Here is a 12,440-nt window from a genome sequence, read left to right as displayed (position 1 = left end):
CTGTCCACATTATCCGGCATCGTTCACGCTCTCATTCTTGTCAGTGCAATTGCCCTGCTTAGCATGCAATTGCACTACGCTATGCTCGGCTAAAAACGGATACGCCAGCTCCAGCGCCATCATGCTCGCTTGAGTAGTGGCAGCTGATTCGCGCAATTCGCGATGAGCAGTAGTCAATTGTTCACGCGAAGGGGTTTGGCCTAAATGGATCACGGCAACCTGTGCCTCACAGTTTTCTTTCGTCAACGTGGCGGCCATATCAACGACTTTCAGCACATGCCCATCACGAATTGAATCCGCAATTACCGTCACCCCAGTGCAGCCAAACACATCATTCAAATACTGCACCCGCAGGGCTTCAGGTAACGCAGCGACTAGCGCTTGTTCAACATAAAATAAACGCTCAACCTGCGGATGCAGTCCCTCATACTGGCCCAGCCAGCGAAATAACTTTTGCGCATTAACCCGCGCATCGTTATGCACATCATTGGTCGCGGCAAAACTAATCCCCTCTGCCGCTAATTGTTCGGCCATACCAAGGCGGTGCACTGCAGTAACAAAATCCATCGCTAACGCAAATCGGCTCATCTTTGGCAACTCAAGTACCCGATGAATAGTTTTCATTAATAAATTCAAACGTGATTGTGGTTTCATGCTAAAAAATCCTTCTCAATTAGACTTAGTAATATGGTTAATTAAGCAGCTGCATTGCTTAGTAAATGAGGTTCACCAACTTTTAAGTGACCATTAGTTAAGTGCTCAAGTTGATAAGCTCTAAGCGCTGGCACATCTTCACCCCACTGGGAAACCGAAGCAGGGTTAATACCAAGTGCCTTTGCTAACTTTGACTTACCTTTGAAGTACTCAACAGCATCGCAAGTTTTCATTTTTAAGTTACCCTTAAAATTTAAGTTTTCCTAAGCATAAATATCAATAAAACCTAAGTCAAATTGATTTAAGCTAACCTATATGAAAACATTCAATAATCGCGTTAAGTCGCGTAGAGATGAACTAGGTTTGACTCAACTCCAACTCGCAAAAAAGGTTGGAGTTTCAAGTGTTACCATTTCACAATGGGAATCTGGGGATTACTCACCTAAAGGTAAAAACCTCTACAAATTAGCAGATGCACTAGAGTGCTCTCCTAATTGGTTAATTTTAGGTGAAGAAAAACAAACCAAACCGCTTTCAAATGCCGAATGGGCAGGCGGTTTGGAAACTTGGGGTAGTGATAGCCCATTACATGATGATGAAGTAGAGGTACCGTTTTACATGGATGTAGAACTGGCAGCAGGCGCAGGCATTTGTGAGGTCAGGGAATACCATGGCCCTAAGTTGCGCTTTGCCAAATCCACCCTAAAAAAACAAGGTGTCAGTATTGATGCAGCGGCCTGTGTTAAGGTGAACGGCAATAGTATGGAACCCGTTCTGCCACACGGATCAACCGTAGGGGTCGATACTGCCAGCACCAATATCATCGACGGTAAGATGTACGCCATAAACCATGACGGCATGTTAAGAGTCAAAATGCTCTATCGCCTCCCAGGTGGCGGCATGCGCCTACGCAGCTACAACACAGATGAATGGCCAGACGAGCACATAAGCCACGATCAAGTGCAGCAAGTGAAGGTTATCGGCAAAGTATTCTGGTATTCTGTTTTAATTTAAACGGCACGAACAACCAATGTAATATGGTGGTGCTGTTTTAATTGAAGTTAAAGTAATTGTTTTAATATTTTTACTTTTGCATGAATCGCATATGTCAATGCCTAGCTTGTTCCTGCTATTGTAACTAAAACGTTGTAAGTTGCGCTCAGCAATAAAATACGTGTTAATAATTAACTTTGACTTAATTATGTTGAAATCATAATAGTCCTGTAAAACTTTTCCATTTTCTAAGTTTAAACAAAACAAATTCTCACAAGGCCATTTTTTAAATAACCGTTCTTTAAATTCAGGATGGTTAATAGCAAAATCATGTGCTTTCTTCACTCTATGTAACTTTTGAGTGATCACGTCCTCAAACATCTCATTAATGTCTTTTACTCTGAGCATTTCTACAAGTTTAGTAAGGCTGATATCGTCCCCTCTAAGCGCGAAACCGTCCCTAACAGCTCTATGCCATTTATCGTAGTAAACATCATCTTTATCATCAACAACATGAACACCGTTAAACTTATACCTATCCATTAAAAACTTTAAGTAATAACAATCTTCAATAAAATTAGGTGTTCTAATAAAATCAGCAACTTTTTCTAGTTCTTTATCTTCAATTTTTAAATTTGGAAGATTAAACATTTCTAAGCATATTTTTTTATTCTTTAAAAACTCATAAACATTTAAATCAGTTTTTAACTCTTGGAAATCCAAAAGTTCACTTTGGGCTTCATTCAAAAACAAGTCAAAAGTAGTGCACTTTACTTTTTCAATAATAAACAAATAACAAAGTATATAAACAGATCTGTAAGCACCTTCATGCTCATCGTAAAAAGGGGCATCAACTAACACCTGTCTAATAAAGTTAGCAACCTTAAGATCTACATTGGAAAAAACAAATTCAAAAGGCGCACCTTTGTTCAAAATTACCAGATCATTGACATCTACAACATCGCTGCCTTCAATACCTAACAGCATATCTTCATGTTTAATTGCAGCTTCGTGTCTGTGATTGTGATTTGTTTCTCGGTTTTTAGACTCCCGCCCAAGCCAAGTATCCAGTTTCTGCCAACCGTAAACGATTAGATAAAATATGGCTGTAAATGCCCACACCCAAAAAACAATCTCAAAACCCATAAACCCTCCTTAGTTCAGTGATTTATTTATAACACTTCCACCTTTAAAAATCAGGAAAACAAAAAATAATCAAAAATATTTTAAGTTTTCCTAAGTTTATGCTTGACGTAAAACTTAGTTTTTCCTAAATTCCTATTAAGAAAACTTAAACACGTTACCAGAGGACAGGGAAATGATACTCAATAAAACGCAAACATCAGCTAAACAACGCACTGAGTTCCGTCTGCTAATTGCTATCCGCTTTGCCTGCCTCATGGCGTTGGCAAAAGGGCTGCAAAACCCAATGGATTGCCCCCGCGTGCAAACCCGCTGCGGCGAGTTGGTAAAGCACCTAGCCTTCAATCACCCAAGCCCCGCCTTTCATCAACAGTTTATTGGCCGCACTGGCGAACTCGGCAACCGCTTCAGCCTGCGCTTCGTCGAACCAAAACAGGGCTTACATGGCACCGTCACAGTATGGAACAACGACCAAGCCCCCGCCAACGTCCATACCCTTATGGCATCACTGGCGCCCTCATTAACGGCAAACCAATAGGTAACACCATGAGCGCGCTCGCCGACTACTGCGATAAACAAATCGCCGACACCGAACAACTGATAGCCGACTACCCCGACGAGCGCAATGCTTTAACCGCAGTGCTAAACGGCTGGAAGTTAGCCAAAAAAATCCACCTTGCTCAAGCAGCTCGTAATCAAGCTGAGCAAGTAAATCCAACCAAGGAGCCAGTATGAACACCGCCTTTTTGCTCATGGCCCAATTCAACAAAGCCATCGTGCCGCTCGAGCAAATCAGCAAAGACTACTTTGCCCTCGAGCCACGCACCGCCGCCAACTACGCCAAAGCAGGCAAGCTGCCAGTGCCCGCCTTCCGTGGTGGCGAAGGCAACAAAGCCCCTTGGTTGGTCAACGTCAACGACCTCGCCGCCTACCTCGACAAGCAGCGCGACGAGGCCAAGAAAGACCAGATCCACAACCGTGCTGCTTAAGCGCGGCCACTCATTCACGAAAGTAGGAATGCATATGAAACAACGTATTGAATGCAGTCGCCGCTACTGCCGCTGGACGGGTAGAGAGTCAGAGTTAAGCAAGGTTTTAGACCATAAACACGCCTCACGTTCATTTAAGGTTTATAACCGAGTTTGCCCTAAATGCGGCTGCGACTCTTATTACGACCTACCAGAACCCATCATCACCGAGCGGGTTGAACACGCTAACGCACTCATCAAAGTGATATCAGAACATGGCCGCAAGTTCTTTGACTACAAAGGCACCATAGCAACGCTTGAACTCGATAAAAACGGCAAGGTTTGGGTGGTTGATGAATATACCAAAGCGCGGGTTTATACCCATTACCAAGGTAGTTGGCGCGGTTTTAACCATGGCGGGACCTTACGCGAATTAGTGTGTGCCATGCGTGACTACATCGTAAAAGGTAAACAACTTTCGATTGAGTGGATAGCACCAAACCGTTGGAATCCTGAAAACGGCGATATTTGGGGCTATGGAATAGAAGCAGCTGCCGCTGTTAGCGCCGCAGCTGCACAACTGCCAATCATCAAAAGCAAGGAGGCAGCATGAACACTAAACCTCTTAAAGCATATCAAGTGCAAGGTGATGAATATGGTTGCATCGTATTTGCAACTAATTCGGCAACGGCACGCCGCATAGGTGGCCGCGAGTTAGATCTTGAATTTAACGAAGTAGAATCTTGCCGCCGTGCGCAATGGGCAGACCAATACGCAGGCGTTAAAGGCGGCGTTCCTCCACTGGTAATGGTAGAAAACGGTTGGTGGATGGAGTGCAATCATTGTGGCCATAAGATAACCATTGATGAGGTTGAAGATGGTTTTGAAGGCAGTGATGGCACAATCATTAAGTTGGTCCCAGTTGAAAAGAGCGGCCTAATTTACTGCAATCAGCATTGCCTTGAAACACGCCTCCATGAGATAGCTCAACACAATGAAAAAGCGGATTTTTTCAAGCAGCTAGTTATCTCTATGCGTCCAGATTTAACCTTTACGGAATTTAGGGGCAACTATCCTCAATGTTATTGCTCAGCTACGTTCACTTTTGAGGGTGCTCAATACGGCGGATCTGTTGGTTATAACCAGAGCGGCAGTATTGAATGGCGTATAAATTCAAATGACTCGCAGGCTTGGAAAGAATACGAAACTAAGCGCAAGGAGGCAGTATGACAGCCTCCAAACAATCCCGCGAAATGCTTTACCTGCTCCCAGGCAGTGAAAGCGAGGCCAAGATTAATGCCCTGCTCTCGCTCACCCGCATCACCTCCGAGCCCACCATTGAGGCCATGAAACTGCACCTCACCACGGCCTTGGAGGAAGAACGCTGCGCCGCCCGTCATGGCATCGAGCCATCCAACCTAAACCGTAACCTTGGGATCTTGAATAAGACCATGGCCACGGTCGAGACCATCAAAGAAATGGATTGGCAGCGCTTTATCACTCGCAACGAGACCCGCGTTAAGCAGCTGCTCGCCGAATTGGCCGCCGCCAACGCTCGCATTGCCGAACTTGAAACCGAGTTAGCGATTCAATCAAAAAGTTATCAGCTAACTGATTCTTGCTTTGAAAAGAAAGACCAACATTACAAAAAGGAACAAGCCGCATGAGTCAGTCAGCAGCGTTAATTATCAGTGATATGAGCCAAAAGATTGAAGAAGTGAGAAAGGCTTATAAACGCCATCTTGAACATGCAGATCTAGAATCGCCTGTCGTAATTGTAAATAACTCGGGAGGTAAGGACTCAGGTGCTACAGATGCACTTGCAAATGTAATCACTGATGGCAACTACCGTTCAGTGGCAGCAGATACAGGTAACGAGCACCCCCTCACTATTGAGCATATTAAAACATTACATCATCAGCGTGGGGGCTTACCGGTTGAGATAGTTAGTGCAGATTATCCGCAGGAAATGTTTGATAAACGAAAAGAGCGAGTTATTAAAGATTGGAGTGGTAAGCAACGGATTAAGGCAGGCGCTTATCGTGGAATAGTGATGCCGTCACTCACACGAACTGACACGAAATTTGCGGAAAATTGGCGAAGTGCAGCCGCCAAAATAGGTCTGCCCGAGTTTGAGTCGCCAATTGAAGCATTCAACTCATCATTCGTTCGCTCTGGTAATCCATTTTTAGACATGTGTCTATTGCATGGAGGTTTCCCTATTGGTCGGCAGCGATATTGTACTGACGAACTAAAAATCCAAGTTGTTTTCGACAAAGTGTTGTCCCCGCTTTTGGATGATGGAAAAGATGTTATTCAGTGGTCGGGAGTTAGGGCTGAAGAATCCGACAAGCGCGCGAGTTATCCAAGATTCAGCGAAGATAAACGAAATAATGCTGGACAACTGTTTAATTTTTTACCCATTCATCAATGGACGGCAGCAGACGTATTTGCTCTGTATAAATACTTTGGCATTAAACCAAACCCTTTATATCTCCAAGGGATGAATCGTGTTGGCTGTATGCCATGCATCTTGGTAAACAAAGAAGAACTAGCTGAAATTGCTGCAAGATTCCCATCCGAAATAGAACGTGTCGCACAATGGGAAAAAAGAGTGGCGATGGTATCTAAATGGTTCCATTGGATGATTGTTGGTCATGTAAATCGCCGTCAATTTAAACCCGTTGTAAGCAAATTCAAACTTAAGCATCCGTTTGAAAATGAAGATGGTGTACTTGTTACCCATAAGAATTATTCAACCAGCAGCAAGCTGGGGATTAACTCTCGCCTACCGACAAGAGATTTTGTCGTCGATGTAGAAGCTTACCAAGGCTCTTGCATGTTAGGGCCTCGAGGGGGCATTCCAGGTATGACTATCTACGATGCCATTGATTGGTCTAAGACTGGCAAAGGCGGGCGGGTATACGACTTAGTTACAGCATCAATTGATATCAATGTTTGCAGTTCTAAATACGGCCTATGCGGATAAGGATGATTGAAATGAAGAACAAATACCAAATCATCTACGCGGATCCACCATGGGCATTTAGCAACCCCAATACGGGCGGATCAATGAAGTCGAGCGCCCAAGCAAAATACACAGTCACCAGTACCGAGGACTTAAAGCGCCTCGATGTAAACAGCGTTGCCGATGACAATTGCCTGTTGGTGATGTGGTACGTGGGCGCCATGCCACAAGACGCCATCGACCTCGTCAACAGCTGGGGCTTCACCCTCAAAAACATGAATGGCTTTGTCTGGAACAAGTTAACCGTAAAGGACAACCCTTTTTTTGGCATGGGATTTTGGACCCGAGCAGGCAGCGAGTCGGCCATCATCGCCATCAAAGGCAAACCAACCCCAGCTTGCCGCAGCGTACGCGCAGTCGGTAACTACGATCCCGAAAGCCTAGATGAAGTGCTGGCACACCTCTGCTACGTGGGCGCCTATCAAAACATTCGCCATAGCCAAAAGCCCGATGAGTTTCGCGAGAAATGCGTCGAGCTTATGGGTGACGTTCCCCGTCTTGAAATGTTCGCCAGAACTAAAACCAAAGGTTGGGATGTTTTCGGCAACGAGGTGAAGGGGTCAATTGATATCCCACTGAAACCCATTCAATTGGAAGGAAAGGCAGCATGAAAAACAAACTGATTGATTTGAATAACCACTTATTCGCTCAGCTTGAAAGACTATCTGATGAAACTTTGAAGGGTGAGGCGCTGCAAGATGAAATCAGCCGTGCCAAATCTGTCACTGCTGTCTCATCGCAAATTGTGTCAAACGCAAGGTTAGCACTTGATGCCCAATTGGCCGCTAATGAAATGGGTGTAGGACGTAAGCTGCCAGAAATGCTCGAGGTGAAAAATGCCTAGATTTAAATACACCACCGAAATGCTCAACTTTTTGCGCGATACCTACGCCAAAAAGTCACTGGCTGATACCGCGGCGCTCTTTAATCGAGCCTTCGGTTTAGACAAATCCGAATCGCAACTTAAAGCCGCCTTTTCTAATTACGGTATTACCTGCGGGCGCAAGAAAGGCGAACTCACTAAAGGCAACCTAAGAAGTGTGACGCAAACGCAATTCGACTGGGTAAAAAAGCAATATACCCTGCTCACGATCGAACAACTAACCGTGGCCTTTAACGAGAAATTTGCCACCGAAAAAACCGTTAATCAGATCCGCGCACTCACCCGTAACCACGGTATGAAATCAGGCCGCACAGGTAGATTCCATGCAGGACAAAAGTCATGGAACGCTGGCATGAAGGGCTATCAAGCTGGCGGTAACTCAGCCGCCACCAGATTCAAAAAGGGCAATAATCCGCACAACCATAAGCCTGTTGGTTCCGAGCGCATCGATAACAAAGATGGCTTTGTGCTAGTGAAAACAGCAGAACCAAGAACATGGCGCTTAAAGCACATTATTGAATGGGAGAAACACCACGGCAGCGTACCTGCAGATCACAAAATTTGGTTCATCGATAACGACCGTACCAACTGTGACATTAGCAACTTAATGTTAGTCACCACCGGCGAGCATGCTGTCGTAAACAAAATGGGCTTAGGCCGCGCTAACCCAGATGCCAAAGAAACCGTGTTGCTATTAGCCAGGATAAAAATGGCCGCAACAAAACGCAAAGGTGACTGCCATGTATAACCTTCAGTCATACCTCAACACCAGCGCAGAAGATGCCAAGTTGTCACTGCAATGTTTACTGATGCGCGATCCTAAACTAGCGCTCGCGCTGGCAAACCAAATCATCGACGCCACGGCAATAGCCAGCAATAAAAAAACGCTGCATAAAACGGCGTTGACCATCAAAAAGAAAGCTGAAAAAGCCATTAAGGAGGCAGCATGATCGAACTAACCGAAAAGCAAATCGCCTACCGCGAGTGGTACCAAAAGAACCGCGCCAAAGTGCTTGAGGGCAAAAAGGCCAAGTACCAGCCCAAGGCCAGAAAGCCCCGAGCGGTAAAGGTTAAAGCGAAACCGACCGAATCAGCGCCTGCGCCTACGCAGCCAGAAACCAAAGCCGTTGAAACACAGGCAGGCGAAACCAAAACCACTACCCGCAAATTTAGCCTAGCGCTCGCCAGCTTTGTGGACCATAGCGAACGTGCGCCATCCCCTGTGCTTCGAGTCGATGTGGATGATGAGCGCGTGCAGGTTCGTCGCCGCATCGAGGATATTAAACTCGCCCGCGAACTCGGTTTGGATTTGGAGGATCTGGCATGAGAACCGACCAAGCAGCAGAACACATGCTGGCAACAGGTAAGTATTACACTGCAGGCATGCTCGCCAACGAGCTCGGCATATCGGCGGTGGAGGCCAGCGGCAAGCTGTTCAATATTCGCCATGCGGGTAAGTACCAATGTGATTGCACCCCACTCCCAAACCGCAAGGTGAAGGTTAGCGCCATAAAAGGCCGAGCCACTTCAAAGCAAGTCCTTTGGGCGTTAGCCCTATTTAAAAAACCAATCAACACGGAGGCAGCATGATCCAATCACTCGCAAACGACAACGACTGCCAACACGGCAAACAAAAAGGCAAGTGCGCCGACTGCGATCTGGACCACTACGAAAAGCAGTTAGCCCAGCAAATGAAGCAATCACGCAAACCGCGCCGCGATAAACCCTCAAAGGTAATCCGTGACGCCCTGCGCCAATGGTACTTGTTACCCAAAACCGAGGCAGGCAGCTGCCAACACTTTATGAAAACACTCGCCGAGCAACTGGTTAAGGAAGGTAGATAATGCAAGGTTTTGTTCCGACACCTGGCGCGATATGTACCTACAAAGAACTCGGTGGGATCAAGTGGTGCATGTGTAAAGTGATTGCCAAATACGATGGACGTATCTGGCTCCACAATTTTTACACCGGAAGTATGCCAGTAAAGCGAATCAATGAAGTTGAGTTCAAACCATTACCAACAGAACAGGATGGTGAGTAATGACTAAGCGTAGAGTATTTTTAGACGGTAGAGGCTCCACTAAAATTCATGTTGAAGGCCTTGGGGTTTATGTACCAGCAACTGAACTTAACGAAGTTAAGCAGAAGCTGATAACCGCCACCCAAAGAATAAAAGACTTAACCCAAGCCTTTGAACTTGAACACTCTAATCATGTTGATGATGTTGGTATTGATAACTTCGCCACGGCATTAAAGTTAAAGATGGCAGAGGCCAGAGCAAAGGGTCGTAACGGTTGGAATGATACTTCACTATGCACTGGCGCTCAGTTAGCCACAGCTTTAATTGAACACTTAAACAAGGGTAACGCAGGCACATTCGAGGACATTGCCAACTTCGCCATGATGTTGCATCAGCGCAATGAGTCCCCTGCACTACTGGTTGATGCGATTAACGCGCTAAACCAATCATTAATTGATGAGATTCTTACCGTTCTCGTTGGTGCCTCAGAGAGCGCCGCGGAAAATGAGTACGTTTACGCAGCACAAGTCATGAGCGAAGCGGCGGAGCTGGTCGAAATGCACATGAACTATTTGATGAATGAAAGTAAGGCAGGTGCAGCATGAGCCTAAACGACCGCATCAACCAGCTGATCACCGAAAACAATCAGCTTAAATCCAGAGTGGCCGAGCTCGAGCAGCAGGTTGCCGAACTCAGCCAACGCCCCCGCTTCGACCTTTCCACTGTGGCAGGCCGTGAGGCATCGGTAATCGCCAGATTAAAGGCACAAGGCTTAGCCTAAGGAGCGTCCATGAGTAGCATAGAGCAGCTATATAAAGACGGCCTGAGCATTGAAGAAGTGGCCGCCGAAACAGGCGAAACCATTTGGAAGGTTCGCAGCACTGTGCGCAAAGCGGGTATCGCCCGCCCTCGCGCCGAAGCGATCAAACTCTCCAAGCGCAACCCCAACCTAGCCGAGCGCAGCGAAGGTTATCTCGACAAGATAGAAAGCAAAGAAGCCGCGCTGTACCTCAAAGCCAACAAGCTGTTTAAGCCATGCCGACAAGTCGCCTAACCCCAGAAACACAAAAGGCACCATCATGGTGCCTTTGTTTTACCATCCGTAGACTTTAATTTTTTATAGCACTTCGCAGCTGCTCAATCTGCCTATCAATCGAGGTCACTTGCGTCTCGGCTTGCTGCGCCACCGCCGACATTTCCTGTGCCAAGCTTTGCTGCCAAGTCGCACCGGCTAAATTGTTATTGGCATATCGCCTGCCGTTCTGCAGATCCCGCATCCGCTGGTCCCGTCTTTCCACCACCCGCTTGCGGTCATTTTCAAGCTTAGCGATTTCTCGGCTGATACGTTGATTATCGACATAGGTTCGGATCTCCTGTTTGCTAGAATCCACAGGCTGCGCTTGAACACTATCGGTATTTTTGACAACGCTACCCACGCCACTTAAGTCAACGGGTTTACTGGATTCATCACAGGGGTCTGCCTGGTATTTACCATCGGCACATTTGTAGACTTCGGCATTCACCGAAAAAGAAAGGATTGTCGCTGCGATTGTTATAAACAGGGCAGCCAGTACAGCAAAAGATTTTCCATCCATAGAACACCTCCGAGTTGATTAAACCATCATATCATCAGCGGGGAACCATGAAACAACTTTTTAAAATCGGGGATCCAATAGGGAACCACAACTTTACACAGTTTATATAAATCAATAATTTAAATTAAAATCACACCAATCAAGCATAGGTGCAATGGAAAAGGTGCGGTCGAGCGCTAGGCCATCATTAGGATTATTTTTCAACACGTTAATATCAACTCTGCTTAAGGGAATAGATCAATGGCGCAACCGTTTAGTGGGTGTAGAAAGCTTAGTTACTCACTTATCGAATACAAACACCCTAAGCGTTAAAACGGAAAAACAGCAAACGAGCTAGTGTTTGCTGTTTTTCCGTTTTAACGCAGAGAGTGCCCACAAGGCTGGCGGCAGTATAACCTAAATCACCTATTTTGGGGAGCTTAGACGCCAGTGGCTATTACCCGAAACTCAAATGTACTGCGAAGCCTTATTAAATGAGAATTAAAGCTCACTCCAGCGGCGCAGTAGGTTGTGGTAAATCCCCGTAAGATTAAATATCTCCTGCTCCGGCGCTCTTTCAGCGGTTAAGGTCTGAATTGATTGGTCGAGCTGGAACAAAATGCGGCGCTGACCTTCATCGCGGATCATGCTCTGTAGCCACATAAAGGCCGATGTGCGCTCACCCGACGTCACGGGCGTCACTTGATGCAAGCTAGTCGATGGATAAAGTACTAGCGAGCCTGCCGATAATTTCACGCTCTGCTGGCCGTAGGTGTCTTGAATCACCAGCTCGCCACCGTCGTAACTTTCTGGGTCACTTAAAAACAGCGTGGCAGAAAGATCGGTACGCACTAGGCCATCACTCGTTGAGCGAATCGCATTATCGATGTGATAGCCAAAGGTTTCTCCGCCTTGATAACGGTTAAATAGCGGCGGATAGAATTGTAATGGCAACGCTGCTGACACAAACAGCGGATGGGCTAAGAGTCGCTCCATGATTAACTCGCCGATGGCTATCGCGACGGGATCTCCCTTATCCAACTGTTGGTTACGCTTACGGGTACTCGCCATCACCCCGGAGGTTTGATTGCCGTCAATCCAGTTACGCTCATCTAGCTGCGAGCGTAGTTGAGTCACCTCTTGCTTGGAAAATACATTTGGAATTTCAATCAGCATC

At 46.3% G+C, this 12,440-nt stretch carries 24 protein-coding genes; 19 read left to right on the top strand and 5 right to left on the bottom strand.

Features of this window, described 5'->3' with window-relative positions; all coding sequences use genetic code 11:
- Positions 1 to 9: 9 nt before the first annotated feature.
- Positions 10 to 654, bottom strand: a complete 645-nt coding sequence (locus K0H61_RS02880; protein ID WP_258405995.1) for a toxin YdaT family protein — start codon at positions 652 to 654, stop codon at positions 10 to 12.
- 41 nt (positions 655 to 695) lie between these two features.
- On the bottom strand, positions 696 to 887 hold the full coding sequence (locus K0H61_RS02875; RefSeq protein ID WP_220051267.1) for a Cro/CI family transcriptional regulator: 192 nt from the start codon (positions 885 to 887) through the stop codon (positions 696 to 698).
- A gap of 82 nt (positions 888 to 969) precedes the next feature.
- Here K0H61_RS02875 and K0H61_RS02870 point away from each other — a divergent pair, with 82 nt between their 5' ends.
- Entirely contained in the window at positions 970 to 1,668 is a 699-nt protein-coding gene (locus tag K0H61_RS02870; RefSeq protein ID WP_220051266.1) for a S24 family peptidase, read from the top strand.
- On the opposite strand, the gene K0H61_RS02865 is transcribed toward K0H61_RS02870, so the two are convergent.
- A complete protein-coding gene (locus K0H61_RS02865; protein WP_220051265.1) occupies positions 1,660 to 2,793 on the bottom strand; it encodes a hypothetical protein in 1,134 nt (377 codons plus the stop codon). The two genes, K0H61_RS02870 and K0H61_RS02865, sit on opposite strands and share 9 nt — an antisense overlap.
- Before the next feature lie 172 nt (positions 2,794 to 2,965).
- On the opposite strand from K0H61_RS02865, the gene K0H61_RS02860 reads away from it, so the two are divergent.
- Genes K0H61_RS02860 through K0H61_RS02775 form a run of 18 tightly spaced genes read left to right on the top strand, consistent with a single transcriptional unit; the run spans position 2,966 to position 10,743 of the window.
- Positions 2,966 to 3,328: a hypothetical protein gene (locus K0H61_RS02860; RefSeq protein WP_220051264.1), complete on the top strand. Its 363-nt coding sequence runs from the start codon at positions 2,966 to 2,968 to the stop codon at positions 3,326 to 3,328.
- An 8-nt stretch (positions 3,329 to 3,336) separates the two neighbouring features.
- Positions 3,337 to 3,525 (top strand): hypothetical protein, encoded by a 189-nt coding sequence (locus tag K0H61_RS02855; RefSeq protein ID WP_220051263.1) that lies wholly within the window; start codon positions 3,337 to 3,339, stop codon positions 3,523 to 3,525.
- Positions 3,522 to 3,779, top strand: a complete 258-nt coding sequence (locus tag K0H61_RS02850; RefSeq protein WP_220051262.1) for a pyocin activator PrtN family protein — start codon at positions 3,522 to 3,524, stop codon at positions 3,777 to 3,779. Before K0H61_RS02855 ends, K0H61_RS02850 begins: the two co-directional genes overlap by 4 nt.
- A gap of 34 nt (positions 3,780 to 3,813) precedes the next feature.
- Positions 3,814 to 4,371, top strand: a complete 558-nt coding sequence (locus tag K0H61_RS02845; protein WP_220051261.1) for a YoqU family phage-derived protein — start codon at positions 3,814 to 3,816, stop codon at positions 4,369 to 4,371.
- Positions 4,368 to 4,988 carry a hypothetical protein gene (locus tag K0H61_RS02840; protein ID WP_220051260.1) on the top strand — a complete coding sequence of 207 codons (621 nt, stop codon included), beginning with the start codon at positions 4,368 to 4,370 and terminating at the stop codon, positions 4,986 to 4,988. The genes K0H61_RS02845 and K0H61_RS02840 overlap by 4 nt, the downstream gene beginning before the upstream one ends.
- Entirely contained in the window at positions 4,985 to 5,425 is a 441-nt protein-coding gene (locus K0H61_RS02835; RefSeq protein WP_258405994.1) for an adhesin biosynthesis transcription regulatory family protein, read from the top strand. Before K0H61_RS02840 ends, K0H61_RS02835 begins: the two co-directional genes overlap by 4 nt.
- Positions 5,422 to 6,747, top strand: a complete 1,326-nt coding sequence (locus K0H61_RS02830; protein WP_220051259.1) for a phosphoadenosine phosphosulfate reductase family protein — start codon at positions 5,422 to 5,424, stop codon at positions 6,745 to 6,747. Before K0H61_RS02835 ends, K0H61_RS02830 begins: the two co-directional genes overlap by 4 nt.
- Positions 6,748 to 6,758: 11 nt before the next feature.
- The gene (locus tag K0H61_RS02825) at positions 6,759 to 7,397 is read left to right on the top strand and encodes an MT-A70 family methyltransferase (protein ID WP_220051258.1); all 639 of its coding nucleotides are present in this window, start codon (positions 6,759 to 6,761) and stop codon (positions 7,395 to 7,397) included.
- Entirely contained in the window at positions 7,394 to 7,630 is a 237-nt protein-coding gene (locus K0H61_RS02820) for a hypothetical protein (protein ID WP_220051257.1), read from the top strand. The genes K0H61_RS02825 and K0H61_RS02820 overlap by 4 nt, the downstream gene beginning before the upstream one ends.
- Positions 7,623 to 8,417 (top strand): HNH endonuclease signature motif containing protein, encoded by a 795-nt coding sequence (locus K0H61_RS02815; RefSeq protein ID WP_220051256.1) that lies wholly within the window; start codon positions 7,623 to 7,625, stop codon positions 8,415 to 8,417. Before K0H61_RS02820 ends, K0H61_RS02815 begins: the two co-directional genes overlap by 8 nt.
- Positions 8,410 to 8,619: a hypothetical protein gene (locus K0H61_RS02810; RefSeq protein ID WP_220051255.1), complete on the top strand. Its 210-nt coding sequence runs from the start codon at positions 8,410 to 8,412 to the stop codon at positions 8,617 to 8,619. The genes K0H61_RS02815 and K0H61_RS02810 overlap by 8 nt, the downstream gene beginning before the upstream one ends.
- Positions 8,616 to 8,996, top strand: coding sequence for a hypothetical protein (locus K0H61_RS02805; protein ID WP_220051254.1), 381 nt, complete (start codon positions 8,616 to 8,618; stop codon positions 8,994 to 8,996). The genes K0H61_RS02810 and K0H61_RS02805 overlap by 4 nt, the downstream gene beginning before the upstream one ends.
- Positions 8,993 to 9,259, top strand: a complete 267-nt coding sequence (locus K0H61_RS02800) for a hypothetical protein (protein ID WP_220051253.1) — start codon at positions 8,993 to 8,995, stop codon at positions 9,257 to 9,259. Before K0H61_RS02805 ends, K0H61_RS02800 begins: the two co-directional genes overlap by 4 nt.
- Positions 9,256 to 9,513, top strand: a complete 258-nt coding sequence (locus tag K0H61_RS02795) for a hypothetical protein (RefSeq protein ID WP_220052809.1) — start codon at positions 9,256 to 9,258, stop codon at positions 9,511 to 9,513. Before K0H61_RS02800 ends, K0H61_RS02795 begins: the two co-directional genes overlap by 4 nt.
- Positions 9,513 to 9,710: a hypothetical protein gene (locus tag K0H61_RS02790; protein WP_220051252.1), complete on the top strand. Its 198-nt coding sequence runs from the start codon at positions 9,513 to 9,515 to the stop codon at positions 9,708 to 9,710. The genes K0H61_RS02795 and K0H61_RS02790 overlap by 1 nt, the downstream gene beginning before the upstream one ends.
- A complete protein-coding gene (locus tag K0H61_RS02785; RefSeq protein ID WP_220051251.1) occupies positions 9,710 to 10,294 on the top strand; it encodes a hypothetical protein in 585 nt (194 codons plus the stop codon). Before K0H61_RS02790 ends, K0H61_RS02785 begins: the two co-directional genes overlap by 1 nt.
- Positions 10,291 to 10,470, top strand: a complete 180-nt coding sequence (locus tag K0H61_RS02780; protein WP_220051250.1) for a hypothetical protein — start codon at positions 10,291 to 10,293, stop codon at positions 10,468 to 10,470. The genes K0H61_RS02785 and K0H61_RS02780 overlap by 4 nt, the downstream gene beginning before the upstream one ends.
- Positions 10,471 to 10,479: 9 nt before the next feature.
- Complete coding sequence (locus K0H61_RS02775; protein WP_220051249.1) at positions 10,480 to 10,743, top strand: hypothetical protein; 264 nt, start codon at positions 10,480 to 10,482, stop codon at positions 10,741 to 10,743.
- A gap of 55 nt (positions 10,744 to 10,798) precedes the next feature.
- Here the strand turns inward: K0H61_RS02775 and K0H61_RS02770 are convergent, their stop codons facing one another.
- On the bottom strand, positions 10,799 to 11,284 hold the full coding sequence (locus K0H61_RS02770) for a nucleotide exchange factor GrpE (protein ID WP_220051248.1): 486 nt from the start codon (positions 11,282 to 11,284) through the stop codon (positions 10,799 to 10,801).
- Positions 11,285 to 11,764: 480 nt separating this feature from the next.
- Positions 11,765 to 12,439, bottom strand: a complete 675-nt coding sequence (locus K0H61_RS02765) for a Fe2+-dependent dioxygenase (RefSeq protein ID WP_220051247.1) — start codon at positions 12,437 to 12,439, stop codon at positions 11,765 to 11,767.
- Position 12,440: the final 1 nt, after the last annotated feature.

It is taken from the genome of Shewanella acanthi (assembly GCF_019457475.1).
Taxonomy (GTDB): domain Bacteria; phylum Pseudomonadota; class Gammaproteobacteria; order Enterobacterales; family Shewanellaceae; genus Shewanella; species Shewanella acanthi.
Note: the sequence above shows the minus strand (reverse complement) of the source record. Positions and strands in the feature narration are given on the sequence as shown.

Bases quoted from the DNA above. Each gene is read 5' to 3' on its own strand.
- K0H61_RS02805 (WP_220051254.1), top strand. From the start codon at position 8,616: ATGATCGAACTAACCGAAAAGCAAATCGCCTACCGCGAGTGGTACCAA.
- K0H61_RS02865 (WP_220051265.1), bottom strand. From the start codon at position 2,793: ATGGGTTTTGAGATTGTTTTTTGGGTGTGGGCATTTACAGCCATATTT.
- K0H61_RS02780 (WP_220051250.1), top strand. From the start codon at position 10,291: ATGAGCCTAAACGACCGCATCAACCAGCTGATCACCGAAAACAATCAG.
- K0H61_RS02785 (WP_220051251.1), top strand. From the start codon at position 9,710: ATGACTAAGCGTAGAGTATTTTTAGACGGTAGAGGCTCCACTAAAATT.
- K0H61_RS02800 (WP_220051253.1), top strand. From the start codon at position 8,993: ATGAGAACCGACCAAGCAGCAGAACACATGCTGGCAACAGGTAAGTAT.
- K0H61_RS02855 (WP_220051263.1), top strand. From the start codon at position 3,337: ATGAGCGCGCTCGCCGACTACTGCGATAAACAAATCGCCGACACCGAA.
- K0H61_RS02810 (WP_220051255.1), top strand. From the start codon at position 8,410: ATGTATAACCTTCAGTCATACCTCAACACCAGCGCAGAAGATGCCAAG.
- K0H61_RS02795 (WP_220052809.1), top strand. From the start codon at position 9,256: ATGATCCAATCACTCGCAAACGACAACGACTGCCAACACGGCAAACAA.
- K0H61_RS02790 (WP_220051252.1), top strand. From the start codon at position 9,513: ATGCAAGGTTTTGTTCCGACACCTGGCGCGATATGTACCTACAAAGAA.
- K0H61_RS02870 (WP_220051266.1), top strand. From the start codon at position 970: ATGAAAACATTCAATAATCGCGTTAAGTCGCGTAGAGATGAACTAGGT.
- K0H61_RS02770 (WP_220051248.1), bottom strand. From the start codon at position 11,284: ATGGATGGAAAATCTTTTGCTGTACTGGCTGCCCTGTTTATAACAATC.
- K0H61_RS02845 (WP_220051261.1), top strand. From the start codon at position 3,814: ATGAAACAACGTATTGAATGCAGTCGCCGCTACTGCCGCTGGACGGGT.
- K0H61_RS02815 (WP_220051256.1), top strand. From the start codon at position 7,623: ATGCCTAGATTTAAATACACCACCGAAATGCTCAACTTTTTGCGCGAT.
- K0H61_RS02840 (WP_220051260.1), top strand. From the start codon at position 4,368: ATGAACACTAAACCTCTTAAAGCATATCAAGTGCAAGGTGATGAATAT.
- K0H61_RS02830 (WP_220051259.1), top strand. From the start codon at position 5,422: ATGAGTCAGTCAGCAGCGTTAATTATCAGTGATATGAGCCAAAAGATT.
- K0H61_RS02850 (WP_220051262.1), top strand. From the start codon at position 3,522: ATGAACACCGCCTTTTTGCTCATGGCCCAATTCAACAAAGCCATCGTG.
- K0H61_RS02875 (WP_220051267.1), bottom strand. From the start codon at position 887: ATGAAAACTTGCGATGCTGTTGAGTACTTCAAAGGTAAGTCAAAGTTA.
- K0H61_RS02820 (WP_220051257.1), top strand. From the start codon at position 7,394: ATGAAAAACAAACTGATTGATTTGAATAACCACTTATTCGCTCAGCTT.
- K0H61_RS02880 (WP_258405995.1), bottom strand. From the start codon at position 654: ATGAAACCACAATCACGTTTGAATTTATTAATGAAAACTATTCATCGG.
- K0H61_RS02860 (WP_220051264.1), top strand. From the start codon at position 2,966: ATGATACTCAATAAAACGCAAACATCAGCTAAACAACGCACTGAGTTC.
- K0H61_RS02765 (WP_220051247.1), bottom strand. From the start codon at position 12,439: ATGCTGATTGAAATTCCAAATGTATTTTCCAAGCAAGAGGTGACTCAA.
- K0H61_RS02775 (WP_220051249.1), top strand. From the start codon at position 10,480: ATGAGTAGCATAGAGCAGCTATATAAAGACGGCCTGAGCATTGAAGAA.
- K0H61_RS02825 (WP_220051258.1), top strand. From the start codon at position 6,759: ATGAAGAACAAATACCAAATCATCTACGCGGATCCACCATGGGCATTT.
- K0H61_RS02835 (WP_258405994.1), top strand. From the start codon at position 4,985: ATGACAGCCTCCAAACAATCCCGCGAAATGCTTTACCTGCTCCCAGGC.